The sequence below is a fragment of the Kribbella jiaozuonensis genome, from assembly GCF_005233875.1.
In the GTDB taxonomy this organism is placed as follows: domain Bacteria; phylum Actinomycetota; class Actinomycetes; order Propionibacteriales; family Kribbellaceae; genus Kribbella; species Kribbella jiaozuonensis.
This window is the reverse complement of the sequence record NZ_SZPZ01000006.1, coordinates 598,252-618,507: the sequence shown is the minus strand read 5'-3', so window position 1 is coordinate 618,507 and position 20,256 is coordinate 598,252. Positions and strand designations below refer to the sequence as shown.

Genomic DNA, 20,256 nt, shown 5'->3' with positions numbered 1-20,256 from the left:
AGTTCTCGATGACGAATCGGTCCCGAGCCTAGCCTCCAGACCACCAGCCTCAGTGGACCGCGTCGGTCCTAACGATCGCATCCGGAGGTACCTCCCGCGTCAGTAACACTCCGTTGGCCGCCCGAAAGACCGCAAGATCCCCGGAATCCACACCCAGCAAGACTTCTACGGCCGTTTCGGTGACGGAAGAACAGGTAGTACAACTACTTGCGGAAGTGGAAAGTTATTGGTTAGCTTTCCGGTGTGGAAAGTGATGCGGAGGAGCAGTTGCGGATCATCGAGCGGGCGGAGGCGGCGCCGTACGTGAGTTATCCGGAGACGCCGTGGTGGTATCCGCCGGTCGTCGGGCTCTGGGTGGCGGGGCTGATCGGCACCTTCGCGTGGTGGCGGGAGAACGGGCTGCTGTTCGTCGGATCGCTGGTTGGGTTGATCGCGTTGGAGGTCGGGTTCCTGACCTGGATGCAGCGGCGGCACGGTGCGATGCCGTTCCCGGGGCGCGGGCGGCCGCCGCGCGAGATCGGACGGATCTGGAAGCGGTACTTCATGACCGTGCCGGTGTTCGTGCTGATCGTCGCGCTGGTCTGGTGGCTGGGCGGAGTGCTCCCCGCCGCGGTGACTGCGTTCGTGCTGGTGACAGCCGGCCTCTGGTTCTACGAACGCCGGTACGCCGTCGCCGCCGCGCAGGTGCGGGAGCGTCTCGGGTGATCGACGGCCTCGACCCGGTGATCCACGCACCGAAACGGCTGGCGGCGATGGCTGTCCTCGCGAACGCGACGACCGTGACGTTCCGGTTCCTCAAGGACTACCTCGAGGTGAGCGACTCCGACCTCTCGAAGCACATGTCGGCGCTGGAGTCGGCCGGGTACGTCGCGACGACGAAGACCGGTCACGGCCGCGGCGCGACCACGACGTACCGGATGACGAAGGCAGGGACCCAGGCGTACGCCGCCCATCGGGACGCGCTCCGGGCGCTCCTGGACGGGCCGAAGTAGTTCAGGCGCTCTCGGCGGCGCGGACCTGCTCAGCGAGTACGCCGACCGCCTGCCGCAGCGCCTGCTCCGCGTCGACCCCCAGGCGACGAGCCTCACGCACGACGGCAAGCAACTCCGGCCCGATCTCCTCCGCGGAGGTCTCCACCTCCGGGGACGCCTCCGACGGGAGGACCTTCGCCGAGCGGCCCAGGACCTTGTCGGCCAGAGCCAGCGCAGGCAGGGCTAGCGGGATGCCTTCGAGGACCGAGGAGCGCTGCTTCTCGGCCGCCTTGATGGTCTCCCAGTTGGCCTCGACGGCAGCAGCGTCCGCTGCGTCGACCGTGCCGAAGACGTGCGGGTGGCGGCGGATGAGCTTCTCCACGATGCCGGCGGAGACGTCGTCGATCGTGAACGCCTCGTCCGGGTTGTCCTCCGCGATCCGGGAGTGGAACGCGACCTGCAGCAGCAGATCACCCAGCTCCTCCTGCAGGTGCGAGAGGTCCCCGGTGTCGATCGCCTCGAGCGTCTCGTACGTCTCCTCGAGCAGGTACTTCGCGAGGCTCTCGTGCGTCTGCTCCTGGTCCCACGGGCAGTTCCGCCGCAGCCGGTCCATCACCCGCACGAGGTCGATCAGCCGAGCGCCAGGTACGTCGTACGAGCCGTGCAAGATCTCCACCTGGTACGACGGCTCGCGGACCAGCTCGTCGGACACGACCCGGAGCAGACCCGGCTCGCCGTCGTCACCGGTCAGCCAGACCACCTGCCGCCCCTCGGCGGCGGCAGACGACAGCCAGGCCCACGCGGCGGAGACGCCGGCCTCGACCTGGGTGACAACCAGGCCGGAGCCGATCACGGCCTGCACATCCGGGCGGCCAGGACCGCCCGCCGCGCCGATCTCGTCGGCCGCCTCGAGGGCCTGCCAGGTCGCGCGGGTCAGCAGACCCGGCGCGACCCGGGGGCTGGTGAGTACGACCGTGATCGTCCCACCGCTACTCATGAGCCGTCAGCCCTGGGGCTGGGCTTGCTGGGCGGCGTCGGCCGCAGCTTTGCGCTTGGCGGCGGTCTGGTCGGACTCGACCGAGAGGGAGCCCGAGACGCTCGTGTCGAGCTTGCCGTCGGTCCACTGGCCGAAGCGCGGGGCGACCGAGACCTTGATGTCCTTCGACGCGTCCTTGACCGCGAGCAGGCCCTGCTGCAGCTTGGCCTGGTCCTGCAGGTCCTTGATCGTGCCGCCGCCGAGCTTGACGGTGACGACCGCGGCGGTGGCAACCTCGTTCAGGAAGTCGCGCGTGACCGTGTCGGACTGGAACTTCTGGAACGTCGCCTCGTCGTCACCGACCGCGCTCTTGGCCGCCGTGGCGGTCTCCGCGGGCGTGACCGAGATCGACTTGTCCTGCTTGACCTGCCCGAGGATCGCGTTGTTCACCAGGTCGCTCAGCGCGGCGGCAGTGTTGTAGTTCTGCCCGAGCGCGGTGCTCACCGCCTGCGAGGTCTTGTCGACGTCGCCGATGCTGATCTCGGTCGTGCCGACAACGGCTGCCGCACCCGGGTGTGTGCCCGCCGCGCAACCACCGGTCAGCAGCACGATCGCCGCCACCGCACCGAGAGCCCGTAGCCGTGTGCTCACCGAATCTCCTCGTATCTGTTCTTCAAAGGTTTCACGCCGGCACCACGATAGGTTCCGCGATCACGTCGTCGATCAACCGGGTGCACCATTGCAGCAACTCCTGGTCGCGGAGCGGCTGACCGCCGACCGGCCTGGTGGCAGGTCTCGGCACCAGAATGGTATGCAGTTGCGGCTTCACCAGACTCTTCGGGTACAGCCTGTTCAACCGGAGCACCTTCGAATCGGGCAGCTCGACCGGTCCGAACCGGATCATGTTCCCCTGCAGCGTGACGTCGTGCAGCCCCGCCCGGCGGGCGTGGTTGCGGAACTTCGCCACCTCGATCAGGTTCAGCACGGCCTGCGGGATGTCGCCGTACCGGTCGTGCAGCTCCTCGACCAGCTCCGCGATCCCGTCCTCGTCCCGGACGGCGGCCAGCCGCTGGTACATCTCCAGCCGCAGCCGCTGCGACGGGATGTAGTCGTGCGGCAAGTGCGCGTCGATCGGGAGCTCGATCTTGACCTCGGGCTCCTCGGTCTGCGTGTCACCGCGGTACTCCGCGACCGCCTCGCCGACCAGCCGGACATAGAGATCGAACCCGACGTCCGCGATATGCCCGGACTGCTCGCCGCCGAGCAGGTTGCCCGCGCCGCGGATCTCCAGGTCCTTCATCGCGACCGCCATACCGCCGCCCAGATCGGCGTGCTGCGCGATCGTGGCCAGCCGGTCGTGGGCGGTCTCGGTGAGCGGCTTCTCCGGCGGGAAGAAGAAGTACGCGTACGCACGCTCCCGGCCACGACCGACGCGACCGCGGAGCTGGTGCAGCTGGGACAGGCCGAGCAGGTCGGCGCGTTCGACGATCATCGTGTTCGCGTTCGAGATGTCGATGCCGGATTCGACGATCGTCGTACACACGATCACGTCGGACTGCTTCTCCCAGAAGCCCTGGATGACGCTCTCGAGGGTGTGCTCGTTCATCTGGCCGTGCGCGACCGACACCCGCGCCTCGGGCACGAGCTGACGGATCCGCGCCGCGGCCTTCTCGATCGTGTTGACCCGGTTGTGGACGACGAAGACCTGCCCCTCGCGGAGCAGCTCGCGCCGGATCGCCGCGGTCACCTGGTGCTCGTCGTACGCGCCGACGAAGGTCAGCACCGGGTGCCGTTCCTCGGGCGGGGTCGCGATCGTCGACATCTCGCGGATGCCGGTGATCGACATCTCCAGCGTCCGCGGAATCGGCGTCGCGGACATCGTGAGTACGTCGACCGCCGTCCGCAGCCGCTTCAGCTGCTCCTTGTGCTCGACGCCGAACCGCTGCTCCTCGTCGACCACGACCAGGCCGAGATCCTTGAACGCGACCTCGCCGCTGAACAGCCGGTGCGTCCCGATCACCACGTCGACCGACCCGTCGGCGAGGCCGTCGATCGTTGCCTTCGCCTCCTTGTCGGTCTGGAACCGGGACAACGGCGCGACGTTCACCGGGAAGGCGGCGTACCGCTCGGCGAAGGTCGCGTAGTGCTGCTGCACCAGCAGCGTGGTCGGCACGAGGACGGCGACCTGCTTGCCGTCCTGCACTGCCTTGAACGCGGCCCGGACGGCGATCTCGGTCTTGCCGTAGCCGACGTCACCGCAGACGATCCGGTCCATCGGCATGACGCGTTCCATGTCGTGCTTGACGTCGTCGATCGTGGCCAGCTGGTCCGGCGTCTCGACGAACGGGAACGCGTCCTCGAGCTCACGCTGCCACGGGGTGTCCTTGGCGAAGGCATGCCCCTTGGTCGCCTGACGGGCGGCGTACAGCTTGATCAGCTCGCCGGCGATCTGGCGGACGGCCTTGCGGGCGCGGCCCTTGCGCTTGGCCCAGTCGCCGCCGCCCATCTTGTCCAGCGTCGGCTGCTCGCCACCGACGTACCGCGTGACCTGGTCGAGCTGGTCGGTCGGCACGTACAGCCGGTCGCCCGGTTGACCGCGCTTACTGGGCGCGAACTCGATCACGACGTACTCGCGGGTGGCCTTCTGACTGCCCGAACCGACGGTCCGCTGCATCATCTCGACGTAGCGGCCGACACCGTGCTGCTCGTGGACGACATAGTCGCCCGGCTGCAGCTCCAGCGGGTCGATCGTCTTCTTCCGGCGCGACGGCATCCGTTGCTGCGAACGGCGTTCGGCCGCGGACCGCTGCCCGGCCAGGTCGTTCTCGGTGAGTACGGCGAACTTGATGCCCTCGGCAATGAACCCGTGGTCCAGCTGCCCCTGCGAGATCAGGACGACACCCGGCTCCGGGATCTCCTCGATCCCCTCGACCACGCGGGCCGGCAGCTCGGCCTCGGAGAACACCTCGGCCAGACGTTGCGCGGGGCCGTGTCCTTCGGTGACGCAGACGACCCGCCAGCCGTCCCGGAGCCAGCCGCGGATGTCCTCGGCCGCGGCCGCCGTCTCACCGCGGTACGGGTCGACCTCGTGGACCGCGAGGATCCTGCTGGTGACCGCGCCGGCGTTGGCGTCGATGTCGAACGAGACCCGCTCGCCCATCGAGTCCCGCAGTACCGGGGTGTCGTCGGTCGGCGCCGCCGCGAACGGCGACAGGCTCCACCAGGCCAGCCCCTTGCCCAAGGCATGCGACCGGACGTCTCCCAGCGACATGTACGCCGCTGCGCCGAGGTCGATCGGGGCCTCGCCACCACCGGCGGCCGCGGCCCACGACGCCTCCAGGAACTCCTGGCTGGTCGCGACCAGATCGTGCGCCCGGGCCCGGACCCGCTCGGGGTCGCTGACGATGACATGCGCACCGGCCGGCATCAGGTCGACGAGCAACTCCATGTCGTCGACGAGCACCGGAGCCAGCGACTCCATGCCCTCGACGGCATGCCCCTCGGCGAGCTTCTCGAACAGCTCGGCCAGCTCGGGGTGTTCCTTCGCGAGTACGGCGGCGCGCGAACGCACCTCGTCGGTCAGCAGCAGCTCGCGGCACGGCGGCGCCCACAGACCGTGCTCGGCGATCTCCAACGAGCGCTGGTCGGCGACCGCGAAGTACCTGATCTCCTCGACGTCGTCGCCGAAGAAGTCGACCCGGAGCGGGTGCTCCTCGGTCGGCGGGAAGACGTCGATGATGCCGCCGCGGACCGCGAACTCACCACGCCGCTCGACCAGATCGACCCGGTGGTACGCCGCTCCGGCGAGCCGCTCCACTACATCTTCGAGCTCCATCGAGTCGCCGACGTGTAGCTGCACCGGCTTGAGGTCAGCCAGGCCGGCGACCTGCGGCTGCAGCACGGATCGCACCGGCGCGACCAGGATCTTGATCGGCCCGGTGGTCTCGTCGGACGGATCCGGGTGCGCGAGACGTCGCAGTACGGCGAGACGCCGGCCGACCGTGTCCGAACGCGGCGAGAGGCGCTCGTGCGGGAGGGTCTCCCAGGCCGGGTAGTAGGCGACGGTGCCGGGCTCTTCGACCAGGCACTGCAGCTCCTCGGCGAGCTCCTCGGCCTCGCGGAAGGTGGCCGTGACCGCGAGGACCGGGCGGTCGGCGCCGTTCTGGGCGGCGGCGATCGCGGCGAGCAGGACCGGGCGCACCGGGCCGGGCGCGCTCAGGTCGAGGGTCGTGACACCGTCGCTCTTGGCATCACGAACGGCCTCGGACACCACCGGATCGGTGATCAGGGTGTCGACCAGACCGCTCAATTTCACGAGTTGTACTTCCCTTGGGTTGCATCCAGGCCGTCGGTGAGCAGGTACTCGACGGCGTCCGCGGTCCGGTCGACGGCGAACGGAAGATCCTTGCGTTCGGTCGAGGAGAACTCGTTGAGGACGAAGTCTGCGGGCGCCTGCCGGCCCGGCGGACGACCCACACCGAACCGCACTCGATAGTACTCACCGGTGCCAAGCGATTTCCGCAGTGACTTGAGCCCGTTGTGCCCGTTGTCCCCGCCGCCGAACTTGCAGCGCAGTACGCCGAAGTCGATGTCCAGCTCGTCGTGGACGACGACCAGGCTGGCCGGGTCCAGCTTGAAGAACTTCAGCAGGCCGGAGACCGGGCCGCCGGACTCGTTCATGTACGCGCGGGGCTTGGCCAGCACCGTCCGCAGGCCACTGATCCGGGTCTCGATCAGCTCGGCCTTGACCTGCTTACTCTGCTTCCACTTGCCGCCGGTCCGGGCGGCAAGCTCGTCGGCCACCAGGCAGCCGATGTTGTGCCGGGTGCGGGCATAGGAAGGGCCGGGATTCCCCAGTCCGACGACCAACCACACGTCGTCCGCCACGGATCCCGGCCCTCCTGAAGTTCGGCTGCTGATGCCGAGTGCAGACTACTCGGCCGCGGCGGCCACCGGCTCCTCGGCAGCGGTCGGCTCGTCGCGCTCGATACCGGCCTCGGCCTCGGCCTCGGCCAGCTCGGCCTCGGCCTGCTCAGCGGTCTGCTGGGCGGTGATGTTCACGACCAGGGTGTCGGGCTCGATCGCCAGCGTCGTGCCGGCCGGCAGCTGCAGGTCCGACGCGTGGATCTGGGCGCCGACCTCCAGGCCCTCGATCGAGACGGTGACGCCGTCGGGGATGTGCGTCGCCTCGGCCTCGACCAGGATGCTCTGCGCCTCGAGCACGACCAGGGAGTCGCTGACGGCCTCGCCCTCGAGGTGCACCGCGATGTCGACCTGGACCTTCTCGCCACGGCGGACGATGACCAGGTCCACGTGCTCGATGAAGCCCTTCAGCGGGTCGCGCTGGACCTGCTTCGGCAGCGCGAGGTGGGACTCGCCGCCCTCGACCTCGATCATCAGCAGGGCGTTGGCGGTCTTGAGGGCCAGCATGGTGTCGTGACCGGGCAGCGTGATGTGCACCGGGTCACTGCCGTGGCCGTAGAGGACAGCGGGAACCTTGTTGTCCCGGCGGATTCGGCGGGCAGCCCCCTTGCCGAACTCCGTACGCGATTCGGCTTGGATCTTGACCTCGGCCACGAGATGAACTCCTAAAAGCGTTGCGGTGATCAGTTGTCTGGTTGGAACTCGGCTGCGGCCTCAGCGGGCGCCTGCTGACCCCGGAGAAGGCGTCAGGCAACGAACCACCGCGTCGATCACGGAGCCGCGCCCTGCACTTCTCGGGGGGCGTCCCTCGCCGAGGCAACCAAAACAGTCTACCCACCACTCCGGCCAGACGGGAAATCGTACTTCCAAGGCACTTTGCTCCCCCGCTGGAGCCGCTCCCGGTGAGCCGTTTCCGGGCCCGGTCAGGTGAGTTTGGTCCAGACCTCGCGGAGGGCGCGGGCGGCGTCGCCTTCGAGGCCGGCGTTGTCCAGGGTCTTGGCGAGTTCGTCGAACTCCGGGCCCCAGCGCCACGCCACGCTCCGGAGCTGGTCCGGGAGCGTCGGGTCCTTCAGCGAACCGGCGTCAGCACGGGTCTGCTGGGCGACGAGCGCCTCGGTCACACCGTGCTTCTCGGCCAGCTGGAACGCCAGCACGGCCAGCGCCGCCTTGCCCTTGTTGTAGAGCGCGTACGACGACTTCGCCGCGCTGGCCGCACCGGGCTCCGTGCCGACCACCATCGGGGTGACCGCAGTCCCGGCCCACAACGCGGCGACCTGGTCGGCCGCAGTACCGGACAGCATCAGGTGGGTCGGGCTCGGCCCACCGATCGGCGGCGGCCCGACCACGCCAGCGTCGACGAAAGTTGCGTCCGGTACGGCGGACTGCGCCTCGCGGAGCGACATCGGCGAGAGCGGGTTCGCCTCGACGTACAGACCGCTGAAGCCCGCACTGCCGACCTGCTTGGCGACGTCCACGGCACCCTGCGGGGCACACGAGCACAGGACGACCTCAGCCTGCTCGACGGCCTGCGCGAACGGCGTACCGATCAGACCGGCGTCCTCGGCGCGCTGCCGTGAAGCCTCGCTGCGCCCCTCGGGGACCCAGTACACCTCGTGACCGGCAGTGACCAGTTGCTTGGCGAGTTTCGAGCCCATGGCGCCGGGGTGGAAGACGGCGATTCGCATGCCTAGGCGCGGCCCTCGAAGAGGCTGGTGACCGAGCCGTCCTCGAAGACCTCGCGGATGGCCCGGCTGATCAGCGGAGCGATCGACAGCTCGGTGAGCTTGTCGAAGCGGCGGTCCTCCGCGATCGGCAGCGTGTTGGTCACGATGACCTCGCTGGCCTGGCAGTTCTTCAGCCGGTCCACCGCCGGACCGGACAGGATCGCATGGGTCGCGGCGATCACCACCCCGGCGGCGCCCTCGGCGTACAGGGCGTCGGCGGCCTTGGTGATCGTGCCGGCGGTGTCGATCATGTCGTCGACCAGGATGCAGACCCGGCCCTTGACCTCACCGACGACCCGGTTCGCGACCGTCTCGTTCGGGCGGTCGATGTCGCGGGTCTTGTGGATGAACGCCAGCGGCGCGCCGCCGAGCCGGGCGGACCACTGCTCGGCCACCTTGATCCGGCCGGCGTCCGGCGAGACCACGGCCAGCTGCTGGTCGCCGTACTTCTGCGCGACGTAGTCACTCAGGATCGGCAGCGCCATCAGGTGGTCCACCGGACCGTCGAAGAAGCCCTGGATCTGCGAGGTGTGCAGGTCGACGCAGATCAGCCGGTTCGCGCCCGCGGTCTTGAACAGGTCGGCCATCAGCCGGGCCGAGATCGGTTCGCGCCCGCGGTGTTTCTTGTCCTGGCGCGCGTACCCGTAGAACGGGAGTACGACGGTGATCCGCTTGGCCGAGGCCCGCTTCAGCGCGTCGACCATGATCAGCTGCTCCATGATCCACTCGTTGATCGGCGAGGTGTGGCTCTGGATCACGAACGCGTCGCTGCCCCGGACCGACTCCTCGAACCGGACGTAGATCTCGCCGTTGGCGAAGTCGTACGCCTGCGTCGGAACCAGGCCGCTGCCGAGCTCCTCGGCGACCTGCGCGGCGAGCGCGGGATGCGCCCGGCCGGAGAAGACCATCAGGTTCTTCTCGGTGGTTCGTTTCATCCCGCTCATCGCCGCGCCTCCCGTTGTTCTGCTGTTCAGGACTGCTCGTCGCCGGCCTGTTCGGCCAGCGCCGCTTCGGCCGCCTGAGCGGTCTTGGTGCCGGCCCGCTTACGCGCGACCCAGCCCTTGATGTTGCGCTGCCGACCGCGTGCGACCGCGATCTCGCCCGGGCCGACGTCCTCGGTCAGCGCCGTACCGGCCGCCAGGTAGGCGCCGTCGGCGATCGTGCGCGGGGCGACGATGACCGAGTTGCTGCCGATGAACGAGTGCTTGCCGACGTGGGTCGGGTGCTTCGCGACGCCGTCGTAGTTCGCGAAGATCGTGCCGGCGCCGATGTTCGCGCCGTCGCCGATCGTCGCGTCCCCGGCGTACGTGAGGTGCGGCACCTTGGCGCCGTCGCCGATGGTCGAGTTCTTGGTCTCGACGAACGTGCCGATCTTGCCCTTGACGCCGAGCTTGGTGTTCGGCCGCAGGTACGCGAACGGGCCGACCGAGGCGCCGTCGCCGATCACCGCGAGCGAGCCGTGGGTGCGGATGATCGTCGCGTTCTCGCCGACCTCGACATCGGTCAGCGTGGTGTCCGGGCCGATCGTCGTACCGCTGCCGACCGTGGTGGCGCCGTGCAGCTGGATGTTCGGCAGCAGGGTGACGTCGCGGGCCAGCTCGACCGTGGAGTCGACCCAGGTGGTGTTCGGGTCGACGATCGTGACGCCCTCGAGCATGTGCTTGGCGAGCGTACGGCGGTTCAGCTCCGCGCCGAGCGTGGCGAGCTGGACGCGGTTGTTGACGCCCTCGGTCTGCATCGCGTCGTCGGTGACGTGGGCGCCGACGCGCTTGCCGTCGTTCCGGGCGATCGAGATGACGTCGGTCAGGTACAGCTCGCCCTGTGCGTTGTCGGTGGTGAGACGGCTGAGCCCGTCACGCAGCGTGATCGAATCGAAGACATAGATGCCGGCGTTGATCACCCGGATCTCGCGCTGTTCCGGGGTGGCGTCCTTGTGCTCGACGATCGCGTCCACCGCGCCGTCGGCGCCCTGGACGACCCGCCCGTACCCGGTCGGGTCGGGGACGAGCGCGGTCAGGACGGTGACCGCGTTCCCCTGCTTGTCGTGGTCGGCGATCAGGTCGTGCAGCGTCTCCGCCTCCAGCAGCGGGACGTCACCCGACGTGACGATCACCGAGCCGTCGAAGTCCTGCGGTACGGCGGTCAGCCCGGCGCGGACGGCGTCGCCCGTGCCGAGCTGCTGCTCCTGGACGGCGGTCCGGACGTCGGGGTCGACCTCCTTCAGGTGCGCCTCGACCAGTTCGCGGCCGCTGCCGACCACGACGACCAGGTGTTCGGGGGTGAGTGCCCGGGCGGCGACGACGGCGTGCCCGACGAGACTGCGCCCGCCGATCTCGTGCAGCACCTTCGGCGTCGCCGATTTCATCCGGGTTCCGAGCCCGGCGGCCATGATCACGACCGCCGCGGGGCGATGGGAAGTCACGCGGTCTTCTCCTCGAGTTCCCTGCGAGTTTCTTTCAACAAGTATCAGCATGGGCACCCGATGCAGTGCCCGCGCAAGCCTACTTGCTCAAGATCCGAACCCCACCCCACCCTCCACGAGACCGATCTCACCCTCCGTCGTGGTCGGGACGCTCAGTGACCGATCAGCGGCTGTAGGCGGCCAGGGCCGAGAACGGGGACGCCGCGGACGTGGCTGTCATGCCTACTGTCCAGGTTCGGTCGTTGGTGGTGGTGATGGCGGTGAGGGTGCCCGTTGGGGCATTGGGGGCGGGGGCGTTGACGAACTTCGCGCCGGTGAGTTGGAGGACGTAGGGCTTGGCGGTTGAGTTGTCGCCTTCGAAGCGTTCGCCGACGGCGACGGGGCGGTTGTTCCGGAGTACGACGTCGTACAGCTGCGCCATGCCCGCCGGGACCGGGACCTGGGCCCACTTGGTGCCGTTGTAGTGGAGGGCGAGTGGGGCGATCCCGGAGTGGTACTGGACGCCGACCAGCCAGATGTTCTTCGGGCCGGCGACCGCGATGCCGGTCGGGATCTGGGAGCCGTCGACCGGTACGTCCTTCACCAGGGTCCAGCGCTTGCCGTCGAAGTGCGCGAGGCCGGCGTTCAGCCCGAGCCAGGCGTTGTTCGCGGAGAGTACGGCGAGGACGTTGCCGTTGATCGAATTCTCGAGGCCGGTGTAGAGCGGCTGCCACTTCCCACCGACGTACCGATAGACGACCGCCCGCTCCGCGCCGCCGACGTTCGCCCACCCGGCGACCCAGACCGACTTGTCCGGCGCGATGACGACATCGTCGAACGACCCGGTCGGTACGGCGGGCGGCTTGACGACCAACCACTTCGTACCGTTCCAGTGCATGGCAAGCGGCTTCGTCTGGTTCGGGTCCGTCCGGTCTTCGCCGACCGCCCAGACGTTGGCCGCCGTACCGACCGCAACGCTCTCCAACGTCGCGTTGGTCTTCACCGGCTGCGCGGTCGCCTTCCACGTCTTCCCGTCCCAGCGCATCGCCAACGGACGCTGATCGGCGAAGTCCTCCACCTGATCGCCACCGACAGCCCATGTCCCGCCGGCCCCACTCGCGACGTCGTTGAACGTCGCCGGCTGCCGATGCGTCGCAGTCGTTGCCCACCGCAACGGTGCTTCGGCTCCTGCAGCGGATCCGGCCGCCAGCGCGCTCGCGACGACCCCAGCCATCACGGCCAGCATGCTTTTCTTCAGTCTCACAACGGTTCCCTCCGAGTGTGCGTCTCCTACACCCCTCCCGACGCCTTCACCCGACCCCCGCGTTACACCCCAGAATCTGCAACCCTGAGAACCATGGCCCTCACCCTCGGAGCAATCATCCTCAACGTCCCGAAAACCGGCCCCGCCGCCGACTTCTGGAGTCAGGCTCTCGGTTTCACCGCCGACGGCAACCCCGACTTCCTCATCCCTCCCCCGTCCGCCCGCCCCACCCGCCTCCACTTCGACGAAACCGACCGCACCCACCTAGACCTCTGGGTAGACAACTCAACCCTGGAAGAGGAAGTAGACCGTCTCATCGCCCTCGGCGCCGAACGAGTCGAAGACTGGACCTACCCGCACGACGCCGACTTCGTGGTCCTCAGATCCCCCGACGGCACCGTCTTCTGCATCATCGGTTGAACAAAGCCGCAGCCAGCGGTACGGCGCTGTCCCGGCCGTACGGGTCTGCGTCATGCGCATTGGCGATCAGCAGCGAGTGAACGCGGCGATAGACGAGCAGCTGCTCAGCGTCGTACCCGAGTTGATCCACAAACGCCTGGTCGAACGCCGCCTCGACCTCGCGAACCCGCGGCAACCACAGCTCGACCAGACTCGCAGCCGCCGCCGCGTCGAACACCGGATCGCCGGCCATCGTCAGCATGCCCAGATCGATCAGCGCCACCGGCCAGAGATCCTCGTCGACGAGGATGTTCCCCGCGGTCACGTCGCCGTGCACGAGCCGGCTCTCCGGCTCCTTCATCCCGGACAGCTGTTGCAACAGCTGCTCCACCTTGCCGTCGAAGTCATCGACAACCGGCGCAAGCTGATCGCCGAACCGCGCCACCCGCCGCCGTACCAGCCCTGTCAGCGCCTCGATCCACGACGTTCCCTCCGGCCTGAACAGGTCGTCCTCATCGAGCACCGTCATCCGCTGCAGCACCTCAGGCGCGTCGACCTCCGCAAGCGCCGCGAGTACGTCGACAACGCAGTCCCGCGTCCGCTCCCACCCGGCCTCCCCGAACGCCGGCGCCACCTTGTAGAGCGGTACGCCGGGCAGCTCCGCCTCGATCGTCACGTGGTACGGACCAGGCCGGCGAATCTCGATCATCCGCGGCGTACGAAACGGCAACCGCCCGTCGATCGCGGCGTACAACTCCCCCAGCCGTCGCAGCTCGGCGTCGCCGGCGTGAAACCAGATCTTGGCGATCCTCTCGCCCGGCAGGCGGTAGACAGCCCCCTGCATCCCGATCGCGAGCTGCTCGAGTCGTGTCGATTTCAGGTCAGGTCGGTCGTCATCCTGGTGATACTGCCGGTCCTGAAAGGCGAACCACATGGCTGACTTGACGCGATTTCTGATCCTGATGGCGGAGCCCGATCACTTCGCTCGCTGGGATGCGGCGGCCGACGCGGAGCACGAGCGAGTCTTTGCGGACTTCCGTGCGTTCACGGCTGCCGTACGTGAGCGCGGGCGCTTCCGCGGGGGCGAGGCGCTGGTGCACCCGAAGGATGCCCGGACGCTGCGTCCGGACGGCGATGGGCGTGCGGTGGTCGAAGGGCCGTACGCCGACACCGTCGAGCAACTCGGCGGCTTCTATCTGGTCGAGCTGCCCGACCGGGCAACGGCGCTTGAGGTGGCCGCGCTGCTGCCCCGCGAGTACGACATCGAGGTGCGGGAATGCCTCGATGTCGGCGTACCTGACGAGTAAAGGCCTCTAGCTGTCGGTGCGACCTGACATCCTCGCGGCATGCGTGATTCGTTCGTAGACGTTGGCGATGTGACGCTGTTCGTGCGTGAGCTTGGGGAGCGGGGCGATAGGCCCTCGCTGGTCGTGATGCACGGCGGGCCGGACGTCGGCCACGGCTACCTCCTGCCCGGCTTCGAGCCGCTGGCTCGCGATCACCATGTCGTACTGTTCGACTTCCGCGGTTGCGGGCGGAGTACGCGCCGCCTGCCCGACGACGAGCTGCAACCGGAGTACGTCGTACGGGACACCCATCGCCTGATCGACAAACTCGAGCTCGGGCAGGTCGATCTGCTCGGGTTCTCCACGGGCGGGCGCGCCGCGATGGGCTTCGTGGACAAGCATCCGGAGCAGGTACGCCGCTTGGTTCTTGCCTCCACGTCGGCGTACACATCTGCAGACAACGCCCGCCATCTGGCCGACTGGCCCGAATACCACCGCCGCCAACGCATCGAGGACGAGGCCAACGGCGCCCTCCGCAACTCGACCGTCTTCGTCTGGGACCTGTCCCTCGCACCCGCCTACCTGGCCCTGCTCAACTCGATTGGCACCGACGAAGGCGACTGGTCCCTCGAACGCGCGATGCAAGGCCTGATGCACCCGTGGTGCCCCGGCGACCCCGAACAAGTCCTCCGCACTCTCAACAAACCCACGCTCATCCTCCACGGCGTGTACGACATGGGCTTCCCCGTCCAACTCGCCCGCCGCCTCCACACCGCCCTCCCCACCAGCCAACTAGCAGTCATTCCCAACGCAGCCCACATGGCCCACTTCGAAAACCCCACCCTCTGGTCAGATCACATCCGCCGCTTCCTGGCCTGAAATCCCGGTGCCGACAGACCTTTGGATCGCTACGATTCGTTCGACGAGTGTCAGAGCACGGAGGAGGTGGTTCTCATGCGCTACTCATGCGCGGTGCCGCCTCGAACGGAACTCTGGCGGCTCTGACTCTCTCGGGGCTCACCGCATCCGATGTCATGCGAGGGAGTCAGCCATGCAATCTGAAGCTCTGAGCGCCGTACGCGCGCTGTTCGACAACTACCCCGCCCGCTACTGGATCGCCGGCGGTTGGGCGCTCGATCTGTTTGCTGATCGGGTACGGCGACCGCACTCGGACGTCGACGTACTCGTCCTGGCCCGCGACCTCCACCACGTCGCCGCCACCTTCACCGCCCCGCGGCCAACGCTCGAAAACCCCAACACCGGCGACCAGCGGCCGTGGGAGCCCGGCGAGACGCTGACCCCAGGCCCCGACGTACTCGCCTTCCCAGATGAGCTCTTCCCGGCCCCGGTCCGCATCATGCTCGCGGCCTCCGACGGCGACGACTGGGTGTATCACCGCGGCCGCGGCACCACCCGGAAACCGCTCGACGAGATCACCCTCACCAACGGCCTGCCGTACCTCGCCCCGGAGATCGTGCTCGTCTACAAGTCCCGCAGCGACCGCCCGAAGGACACCGAAGACTTCCACGATGTCGCGGACCTCCTAGACCCAGCCCGCCGCGCCTGGCTCCACGCCCACATCGCCCCGCGATACCCCGACCACCCCTGGCTCCCAACCCTCAGCTAGCTGAGCCCACCAGCCTCTAAAGTCATCCCGTGGCGAGGCTAGCGGTAAAGCTCATCCTGCTCGACGCCGACGACCGCGTACTCCTCATCCACGCCAAGGACCCGAAATCCCAGTCCAAGTGCTGGTACCCGGTCGGCGGCGGCGTCGAGCCCGGCGAGTCCCTCCAGTCAGCCGCCGCACGCGAGGCCCACGAAGAAACCGGCCTGGTCGATCTCCCGGTCGGTACGCCGGTCTGGCGCCGCGACCACCGCTACGAGTTCGACGGCCAGGCCTTCGACGTACACGAAGAATGGTTGCTGCACCGGGTCGAGCACTTCTCGCCGGCACCTGCGGCATTGAGCGAGTACGAGACCCGCACCATCCTCGGCTTCCGCTGGTGGACCTCCCAGGAACTACTCACCACAACCGAAACCATCTTCCCGCCCCAACTCGGCCAACTGCTGGCGGAGGTGCCGGGTGAAAGATGAGCTGTTGAAGGCGTTACAGGGCAGTCGGGCCGTGATGCTCGGGAAGCTCGCCGGGTTGTCGGAGTACGACCGGCGCCGGCCGTTGACTCCGACCGGGACGAATCTGCTTGGGCTGGTGAAGCATCTGGCCGGGATGGAGTACGGGTACCTCGGCGAGGCGTTCGGGCGTCCACCGATCGAGCGCCCGTCGTGGTTCCGCGACGACCCGTCCACCGAGATCGACATGTGGGCCACGCCGGATGAATCGAGCGAGTACGTCGTGACCGTCTACCAGCAGGCCTGTGCTCATGCAGACCGCACCGTCAACGAGCTCGACCTGGACAGCCCGGCCCACGTCGCGCACTGGGCCGAGGGCCACCAAGAGACGACATTGGGCGTCCTACTGATCCGCATGGTCAACGAGACCGCCCAGCACGCCGGCCACGCCGACATCATCCGCGAGCTGATCGACGACGACCCGTCCTGGCGCGACCACCGAGGCGTGATCCAACAAGCTGCCGACGCCTACCGCTGAAGCCCTTCGATCAGATCGGCCAGCTCTCCCACCGGCTTCCGCCCATCCAGCTCCACCGTCGCGCCCTGGCGGAGCAGGGGCTCGACGGTCTCGACGTACGTCGCAATCTCGGCCTGCTGCTCCGCGGTCCTGCCGTACGGATTGTTGGTCCGCGTACTGACCCGCTCGATCAGCACCTCAACCGGCGCACTGATCAACACCACCTGCTCGAACCGGTCGTAGAACCGTCCCTGATTCTCAACCGTCCCCGAAACAACAACATCCGGCTGCTCCCGCAACAACCGATCCATCCGCCACTCATCCCACCGACCATCCGCCAACACCCAGCCGTCGTAGTCGGTGTCGACCGTCAGATGCCCCCGCCGCCGCAACTCCTCAAGCACGGTCGTCTTCCCGACCCCCGACATCCCCGTCACCAACACCCGCGCCATACCACCGGACCGTAGCAACAACCGGGTACGCCGGACTCCGCGCCGACCGCCCAGTTATCCGAGCCGCTGTAGCGCCGCCTCGACGGCGACCTCGACCCGGGAAGTCATGTCGGGCACATCGACGGGACGGCGCCCGGCGACCTGACCACGGATCCACTTCGACACGCTGTCGTCATAGTGCAGCAGGGCATACAGGTCCCACCACGGATCGAGAGTCACCCCGGCGATCGACTCATAGAGCGACCGAAGCTGCTCCGCCCACTCGGGCGAGTAGAGCGCCGCCAAGTACCGCCGACAGTGCCCGACGTCAATCGCACGCGATCCTCGATAGATGGAGTTCCAGTCCGTCAGTCCGGTAATCCTCCCGCGCGACCAGAGCATGTTCACAGGCAGGAGATCGCAGTGCAGAAAGACGGCCGTGTCCTCAGGCGGCGCCGCCGCCATGAGACTGAACGCCGCCTTCCACACAGCCGGCTTCTGTGCATCGACCGGCACCCGAAACCCGCCTACAGGAGCGATCCAAGAATCCGTCCAAGGCCTGAACGTCTTCGCGGGCAGATCGAGGGAATGCAGCAAGACAGCAATCTCCGCGATCCTCGTCAGCCATGACCGAGGTTCCGCCGGATTGAGGTGAACAAGCCCCTGCAACCGCGTCATCAGCAACGCCGGCGCGCCACCGGTCGAAGCACCAGCAACATCAGCAGCCAGAACGCTCGGAACCGGAAGCCCGCTTCCCGCCACCACACCAAGGTTGGCGATCTCCTGCTCCAAGGGCTCCTGCAGACCAAGCCCGCCCGGATACTGCCGCAGTACGACGAACGTCCGCACCCCACGCCGCTCGACAGTCAACCGATTCACGGCCGAGCAGACCCCACCGGTCAGCCGCCGATAACCAACGACCCGACTCCCCCGCCCCATCGACGCCGCAACCCAGTCGAGCGTCTCCACAGAAGGCCGCCGCTCCCTGAACCCACCCTCCCGCCAGTCGCCGTCGTCCATGACCGCGACCCTATTCGTCAGAGCCCCACAGCGATAAGCGTTTTCCAACCCGCCGCCCTAGCCTCATGGTTCGTAGAACGGATCCGCGACGTCAGCTCTGTGCTGTGTGTGCGGTCTCGTCGAGGATTGTGTGGGTGGTCTTGCGTGAGGCGTCCAGGTCGAGTACGCCGAGGATGAAGCAGATCACGGTCTCGGCGAAGAGGCTTGCGTCTGCTGAGCCGGCTTCCTTCATCTCCTCGGGCTGGACGCGGGATCGGAACAAGAACCCGTCCAGCATCGCCTGCAGCGCCAGGCCGACTCGCTCGATCGTCCAGCCGGGCCTGAGGTTGAGCTGGAGCGCGCCGAGCAACGCGGCGTACCCCTCGAACCACGGTTCGCGAGTGCCGACGATGTCCTTGATGATCGCGGCCCTCAGGTCGGGATATTGGTCGAGCAGAGGTCCGATGTGGTGCAGCAGGTACGAGCGCGGTCGCGCCTGCAACGCCTTCAGGAGCCCGTCGCAGAGTTCGATCACGGCGTCGGTCAAGCTCGCGGCGGTGACACTGGCCGGCAGCTTCCCGACGTACAGCGCCGGGTTGGACTCGGGCGCATCGCGGTACAGCATCGTGTGGATGATCGCCGCCTTCACGAAGGTGTTGCGATCGGGCCACCGATTCCGGAAGGCCTTCTCACTCGCCCCGTCCCCGTGGCGCTCCTGCGCGAGCTCGACGACGTCGCTGACCCGCATCCACTCGAGCGCAGCCGGAAAATGGATCCCACGCAGTCGATGCGGACGCTCCCGGACACCACCGTCGAACATCCCGTCGATCAGCTCGGCGGCCGCATCCAGAAAGTATCCGGCGCTGGCGTCATCCCGCGCTGCCGGTGGCCGTGGCGTCATCTCGAGTCCTCCCCCGCCTGTACATCGGGCAGAACCATCGTCACGTTACGTGGCCATCTGTAGGGAGGCACTTGCCTCCCTCTACGTCCCACCGCATGGACGCCACGCACCCCCTCGCTTAGCGTGATCAAACTGCCGCGCGTCCGACGGCATACGCCGAGAGGGGGATCGAACGCGCGGCAGTTCACCATCCAGTACGGCGGCCCGTAACGCGCGTCACCCCGTCCCCGATACTCGGTTCATGACGGGGATGAGCAAGTCATGGCGGGTTGGCGGCGCCCTCTACGTACTGGCCGTATTCGCGTTCGCCACCTACGTCTACGTCGCCGACTTCGATCTCATCAGATTCCTGTGGCTCGGCACCGCACCACTCGGCCTGACAGTGCCCTACATCAGCTACCTCGCCTCAATCCCGCTGATGCTCCTCGGCCCCACCAACCTGATCGACAGCAACGCCCTGGTCCCCTGGCTCATCACCCTCTGGACTCTCGCCGCAGCCGGCAATGCCCTACTCGCCCACCTGCTCTGGAACGAACTCCGCTCCCAATGCCGCCGGTGTACTGCGACCCGGGCCGCGGCGTCCTTCGGATAGCTGCAAACCCGGGCCGGCCTGCCGCGTCGATCCTGATCCGCACCAAATCGTCAGACCTGGCCCGATGTTCATCCACCGACCGGTTTCCCGTCGATGAAGACCAGCTCGGCCAGGGCCACGATGTAGGTGGAGCCCCACGTACCGATGACGGGAAGATCTCGTGCCTCGTCGGCTGTGGCGATGCGGACCATCTGACCGTCACGATAAAGGCCGACCGCTCCGCCCACGCGGTGGGATAGACGCGGCAGAGCACCATCTCGCTCGCGCGCCGGCGAGCGTTGACCGAGGATTGCCCCTCCGTTGCCCCCGATCATCTTGATGTGCCCGTAGCCCCAGTTGACGAGCTGACTGTCATCGACCGCAGCCTGCGGCGAACGTTCGACTGTTGATCGCCTGGTGTGGCGCTTCCTCAGCGGTGGGCACCGCGACAACAACACCGCAGGCTGAACGGCCGTCTCGTAGCGGTATCCCCCAGATGTGCCCTGGCAAGAGGTGAGCGTTCGACTTGGGCACGAACGGATAGGCAGCAGGGCGCAAGACCACGAGGCGATTATCGGTGCTCGGAAGCTGCGTTGCGGCTGCGCCACATAGGGCAGCCCTTTGCGTCTTGTGGTTCTGGCAGGGGTCGTGAGTCGCCGAGGGGCAACGATCGGGTGCCGCGCGGAGCCAGGCCGGCACATGAGTTCAGTGGTGGTACGCAGCCACCACCGCGCCGGCACCGCGTGCGCCCACGCCAGCAGATCCACCCTGGACTCACCGAAGGCCGGCATCGCCACCGGGCGGTCACGCGCGGCTCGATACT

The 20,256-nt window shown here is 67.8% G+C and carries 23 protein-coding genes; 9 read left to right on the top strand and 14 right to left on the bottom strand.

Annotation, left to right across the window (positions count from 1 at the left end; genetic code table 11):
• The first annotated feature begins 243 nt into the window (after positions 1-243).
• Both FDA38_RS38410 and FDA38_RS38405 read left to right on the top strand, forming a co-directional pair.
• The gene (locus FDA38_RS38410; protein WP_137259071.1) at positions 244-705 is read left to right on the top strand and encodes a hypothetical protein; all 462 of its coding nucleotides are present in this window, start codon (positions 244-246) and stop codon (positions 703-705) included.
• Positions 702-992, top strand: coding sequence for a transcriptional regulator (locus FDA38_RS38405; protein WP_134123511.1), 291 nt, complete (start codon positions 702-704; stop codon positions 990-992). Before FDA38_RS38410 ends, FDA38_RS38405 begins: the two co-directional genes overlap by 4 nt.
• A 1-nt stretch (position 993) precedes the next feature.
• On the opposite strand, the gene FDA38_RS38400 is transcribed toward FDA38_RS38405, so the two are convergent.
• The 9 genes from FDA38_RS38400 to FDA38_RS38360 all read right to left on the bottom strand — a co-directional run bounded on the left by FDA38_RS38400 (position 994) and on the right by FDA38_RS38360 (position 12,259).
• Positions 994-1,968, bottom strand: coding sequence for a MazG family protein (locus FDA38_RS38400; protein WP_137259070.1), 975 nt, complete (start codon positions 1,966-1,968; stop codon positions 994-996).
• A 6-nt stretch (positions 1,969-1,974) separates the two neighbouring features.
• Positions 1,975-2,598 carry a hypothetical protein gene (locus FDA38_RS38395; RefSeq protein WP_137259069.1) on the bottom strand — a complete coding sequence of 208 codons (624 nt, stop codon included), beginning with the start codon at positions 2,596-2,598 and terminating at the stop codon, positions 1,975-1,977.
• Between the two features lie 31 nt (positions 2,599-2,629).
• Positions 2,630-6,262 carry a transcription-repair coupling factor gene (mfd, locus tag FDA38_RS38390; protein WP_137259068.1) on the bottom strand — a complete coding sequence of 1,211 codons (3,633 nt, stop codon included), beginning with the start codon at positions 6,260-6,262 and terminating at the stop codon, positions 2,630-2,632.
• A complete protein-coding gene (gene pth, locus FDA38_RS38385) occupies positions 6,259-6,834 on the bottom strand; it encodes an aminoacyl-tRNA hydrolase (RefSeq protein ID WP_137259067.1) in 576 nt (191 codons plus the stop codon). The genes mfd and pth overlap by 4 nt, the downstream gene beginning before the upstream one ends.
• A gap of 45 nt (positions 6,835-6,879) precedes the next feature.
• Positions 6,880-7,524 (bottom strand): 50S ribosomal protein L25/general stress protein Ctc, encoded by a 645-nt coding sequence (locus FDA38_RS38380; protein WP_137259066.1) that lies wholly within the window; start codon positions 7,522-7,524, stop codon positions 6,880-6,882.
• Positions 7,525-7,793: 269 nt separating this feature from the next.
• Positions 7,794-8,555 (bottom strand): NAD(P)-binding domain-containing protein, encoded by a 762-nt coding sequence (locus FDA38_RS38375; RefSeq protein ID WP_137259065.1) that lies wholly within the window; start codon positions 8,553-8,555, stop codon positions 7,794-7,796.
• Between the two features lie 2 nt (positions 8,556-8,557).
• Positions 8,558-9,538: a ribose-phosphate diphosphokinase gene (locus FDA38_RS38370; RefSeq protein ID WP_137259064.1), complete on the bottom strand. Its 981-nt coding sequence runs from the start codon at positions 9,536-9,538 to the stop codon at positions 8,558-8,560.
• 26 nt (positions 9,539-9,564) lie between these two features.
• Positions 9,565-11,016 carry a bifunctional UDP-N-acetylglucosamine diphosphorylase/glucosamine-1-phosphate N-acetyltransferase GlmU gene (gene glmU, locus FDA38_RS38365; RefSeq protein ID WP_170990006.1) on the bottom strand — a complete coding sequence of 484 codons (1,452 nt, stop codon included), beginning with the start codon at positions 11,014-11,016 and terminating at the stop codon, positions 9,565-9,567.
• A 163-nt stretch (positions 11,017-11,179) separates the two neighbouring features.
• On the bottom strand, positions 11,180-12,259 hold the full coding sequence (locus FDA38_RS38360) for a hypothetical protein (RefSeq protein WP_137259062.1): 1,080 nt from the start codon (positions 12,257-12,259) through the stop codon (positions 11,180-11,182).
• 93 nt (positions 12,260-12,352) lie between these two features.
• Here FDA38_RS38360 and FDA38_RS38355 point away from each other — a divergent pair, with 93 nt between their 5' ends.
• Positions 12,353-12,679, top strand: coding sequence for a VOC family protein (locus tag FDA38_RS38355; protein ID WP_137259061.1), 327 nt, complete (start codon positions 12,353-12,355; stop codon positions 12,677-12,679).
• Here FDA38_RS38355 and FDA38_RS38350 read toward each other — a convergent pair.
• Positions 12,669-13,502 carry a phosphotransferase family protein gene (locus FDA38_RS38350; protein ID WP_170990005.1) on the bottom strand — a complete coding sequence of 278 codons (834 nt, stop codon included), beginning with the start codon at positions 13,500-13,502 and terminating at the stop codon, positions 12,669-12,671. The two genes, FDA38_RS38355 and FDA38_RS38350, sit on opposite strands and share 11 nt — an antisense overlap.
• Before the next feature lie 88 nt (positions 13,503-13,590).
• Between FDA38_RS38350 and FDA38_RS38345 the strand changes: the two genes are divergently transcribed.
• The 5 genes from FDA38_RS38345 to FDA38_RS38325 all read left to right on the top strand — a co-directional run bounded on the left by FDA38_RS38345 (position 13,591) and on the right by FDA38_RS38325 (position 16,552).
• Complete coding sequence (locus FDA38_RS38345; protein ID WP_137259059.1) at positions 13,591-13,965, top strand: YciI family protein; 375 nt, start codon at positions 13,591-13,593, stop codon at positions 13,963-13,965.
• Between the two features lie 39 nt (positions 13,966-14,004).
• Positions 14,005-14,823 (top strand): alpha/beta fold hydrolase, encoded by an 819-nt coding sequence (locus FDA38_RS38340; protein ID WP_137259058.1) that lies wholly within the window; start codon positions 14,005-14,007, stop codon positions 14,821-14,823.
• Between the two features lie 172 nt (positions 14,824-14,995).
• Positions 14,996-15,571: a nucleotidyltransferase domain-containing protein gene (locus tag FDA38_RS38335; RefSeq protein ID WP_137259057.1), complete on the top strand. Its 576-nt coding sequence runs from the start codon at positions 14,996-14,998 to the stop codon at positions 15,569-15,571.
• 29 nt (positions 15,572-15,600) lie between these two features.
• Complete coding sequence (locus FDA38_RS38330; RefSeq protein WP_137259056.1) at positions 15,601-16,038, top strand: NUDIX hydrolase; 438 nt, start codon at positions 15,601-15,603, stop codon at positions 16,036-16,038.
• Positions 16,028-16,552 carry a DinB family protein gene (locus FDA38_RS38325; protein WP_233715177.1) on the top strand — a complete coding sequence of 175 codons (525 nt, stop codon included), beginning with the start codon at positions 16,028-16,030 and terminating at the stop codon, positions 16,550-16,552. Before FDA38_RS38330 ends, FDA38_RS38325 begins: the two co-directional genes overlap by 11 nt.
• Here FDA38_RS38325 and FDA38_RS38320 read toward each other — a convergent pair.
• The 3 genes from FDA38_RS38320 to FDA38_RS38310 all read right to left on the bottom strand — a co-directional run bounded on the left by FDA38_RS38320 (position 16,543) and on the right by FDA38_RS38310 (position 18,862).
• A complete protein-coding gene (locus tag FDA38_RS38320) occupies positions 16,543-16,983 on the bottom strand; it encodes an AAA family ATPase (RefSeq protein ID WP_137259055.1) in 441 nt (146 codons plus the stop codon). The genes FDA38_RS38325 and FDA38_RS38320 overlap by 10 nt on opposite strands.
• Before the next feature lie 54 nt (positions 16,984-17,037).
• On the bottom strand, positions 17,038-17,982 hold the full coding sequence (locus tag FDA38_RS38315) for a phosphotransferase family protein (protein ID WP_137259054.1): 945 nt from the start codon (positions 17,980-17,982) through the stop codon (positions 17,038-17,040).
• 91 nt (positions 17,983-18,073) lie between these two features.
• The gene (locus FDA38_RS38310) at positions 18,074-18,862 is read right to left on the bottom strand and encodes a hypothetical protein (protein ID WP_137259053.1); all 789 of its coding nucleotides are present in this window, start codon (positions 18,860-18,862) and stop codon (positions 18,074-18,076) included.
• A gap of 241 nt (positions 18,863-19,103) precedes the next feature.
• Here FDA38_RS38310 and FDA38_RS38305 point away from each other — a divergent pair, with 241 nt between their 5' ends.
• Positions 19,104-19,454, top strand: a complete 351-nt coding sequence (locus tag FDA38_RS38305; protein ID WP_137259052.1) for a hypothetical protein — start codon at positions 19,104-19,106, stop codon at positions 19,452-19,454.
• A gap of 68 nt (positions 19,455-19,522) precedes the next feature.
• Here FDA38_RS38305 and FDA38_RS43515 read toward each other — a convergent pair whose 3' ends face one another.
• On the bottom strand, positions 19,523-19,645 hold the full coding sequence (locus FDA38_RS43515; protein ID WP_267901779.1) for a hypothetical protein: 123 nt from the start codon (positions 19,643-19,645) through the stop codon (positions 19,523-19,525).
• Positions 19,646-20,256 lie beyond the last annotated feature (611 nt).

What these genes read in the sequence shown, in the direction of transcription:
- FDA38_RS38335 (WP_137259057.1), top strand. Translation starts at nt 14,996, where the DNA reads ATGCAATCTGAAGCTCTGAGCGCCGTACGCGCGCTGTTCGACAACTAC.
- FDA38_RS38315 (WP_137259054.1), bottom strand. Translation starts at nt 17,982, where the DNA reads ATGGACGACGGCGACTGGCGGGAGGGTGGGTTCAGGGAGCGGCGGCCT.
- FDA38_RS38320 (WP_137259055.1), bottom strand. Translation starts at nt 16,983, where the DNA reads ATGGCGCGGGTGTTGGTGACGGGGATGTCGGGGGTCGGGAAGACGACC.
- FDA38_RS38345 (WP_137259059.1), top strand. Translation starts at nt 13,591, where the DNA reads ATGGCTGACTTGACGCGATTTCTGATCCTGATGGCGGAGCCCGATCAC.
- FDA38_RS38375 (WP_137259065.1), bottom strand. Translation starts at nt 8,555, where the DNA reads ATGCGAATCGCCGTCTTCCACCCCGGCGCCATGGGCTCGAAACTCGCC.
- FDA38_RS38355 (WP_137259061.1), top strand. Translation starts at nt 12,353, where the DNA reads ATGGCCCTCACCCTCGGAGCAATCATCCTCAACGTCCCGAAAACCGGC.
- FDA38_RS38350 (WP_170990005.1), bottom strand. Translation starts at nt 13,502, where the DNA reads ATGCAGGGGGCTGTCTACCGCCTGCCGGGCGAGAGGATCGCCAAGATC.
- FDA38_RS43515 (WP_267901779.1), bottom strand. Translation starts at nt 19,645, where the DNA reads ATGGTCCGCATCGCCACAGCCGACGAGGCACGAGATCTTCCCGTCATC.
- FDA38_RS38310 (WP_137259053.1), bottom strand. Translation starts at nt 18,862, where the DNA reads ATGACGCCACGGCCACCGGCAGCGCGGGATGACGCCAGCGCCGGATAC.
- FDA38_RS38370 (WP_137259064.1), bottom strand. Translation starts at nt 9,538, where the DNA reads ATGAGCGGGATGAAACGAACCACCGAGAAGAACCTGATGGTCTTCTCC.
- FDA38_RS38400 (WP_137259070.1), bottom strand. Translation starts at nt 1,968, where the DNA reads ATGAGTAGCGGTGGGACGATCACGGTCGTACTCACCAGCCCCCGGGTC.
- FDA38_RS38340 (WP_137259058.1), top strand. Translation starts at nt 14,005, where the DNA reads ATGCGTGATTCGTTCGTAGACGTTGGCGATGTGACGCTGTTCGTGCGT.
- FDA38_RS38305 (WP_137259052.1), top strand. Translation starts at nt 19,104, where the DNA reads ATGACGGGGATGAGCAAGTCATGGCGGGTTGGCGGCGCCCTCTACGTA.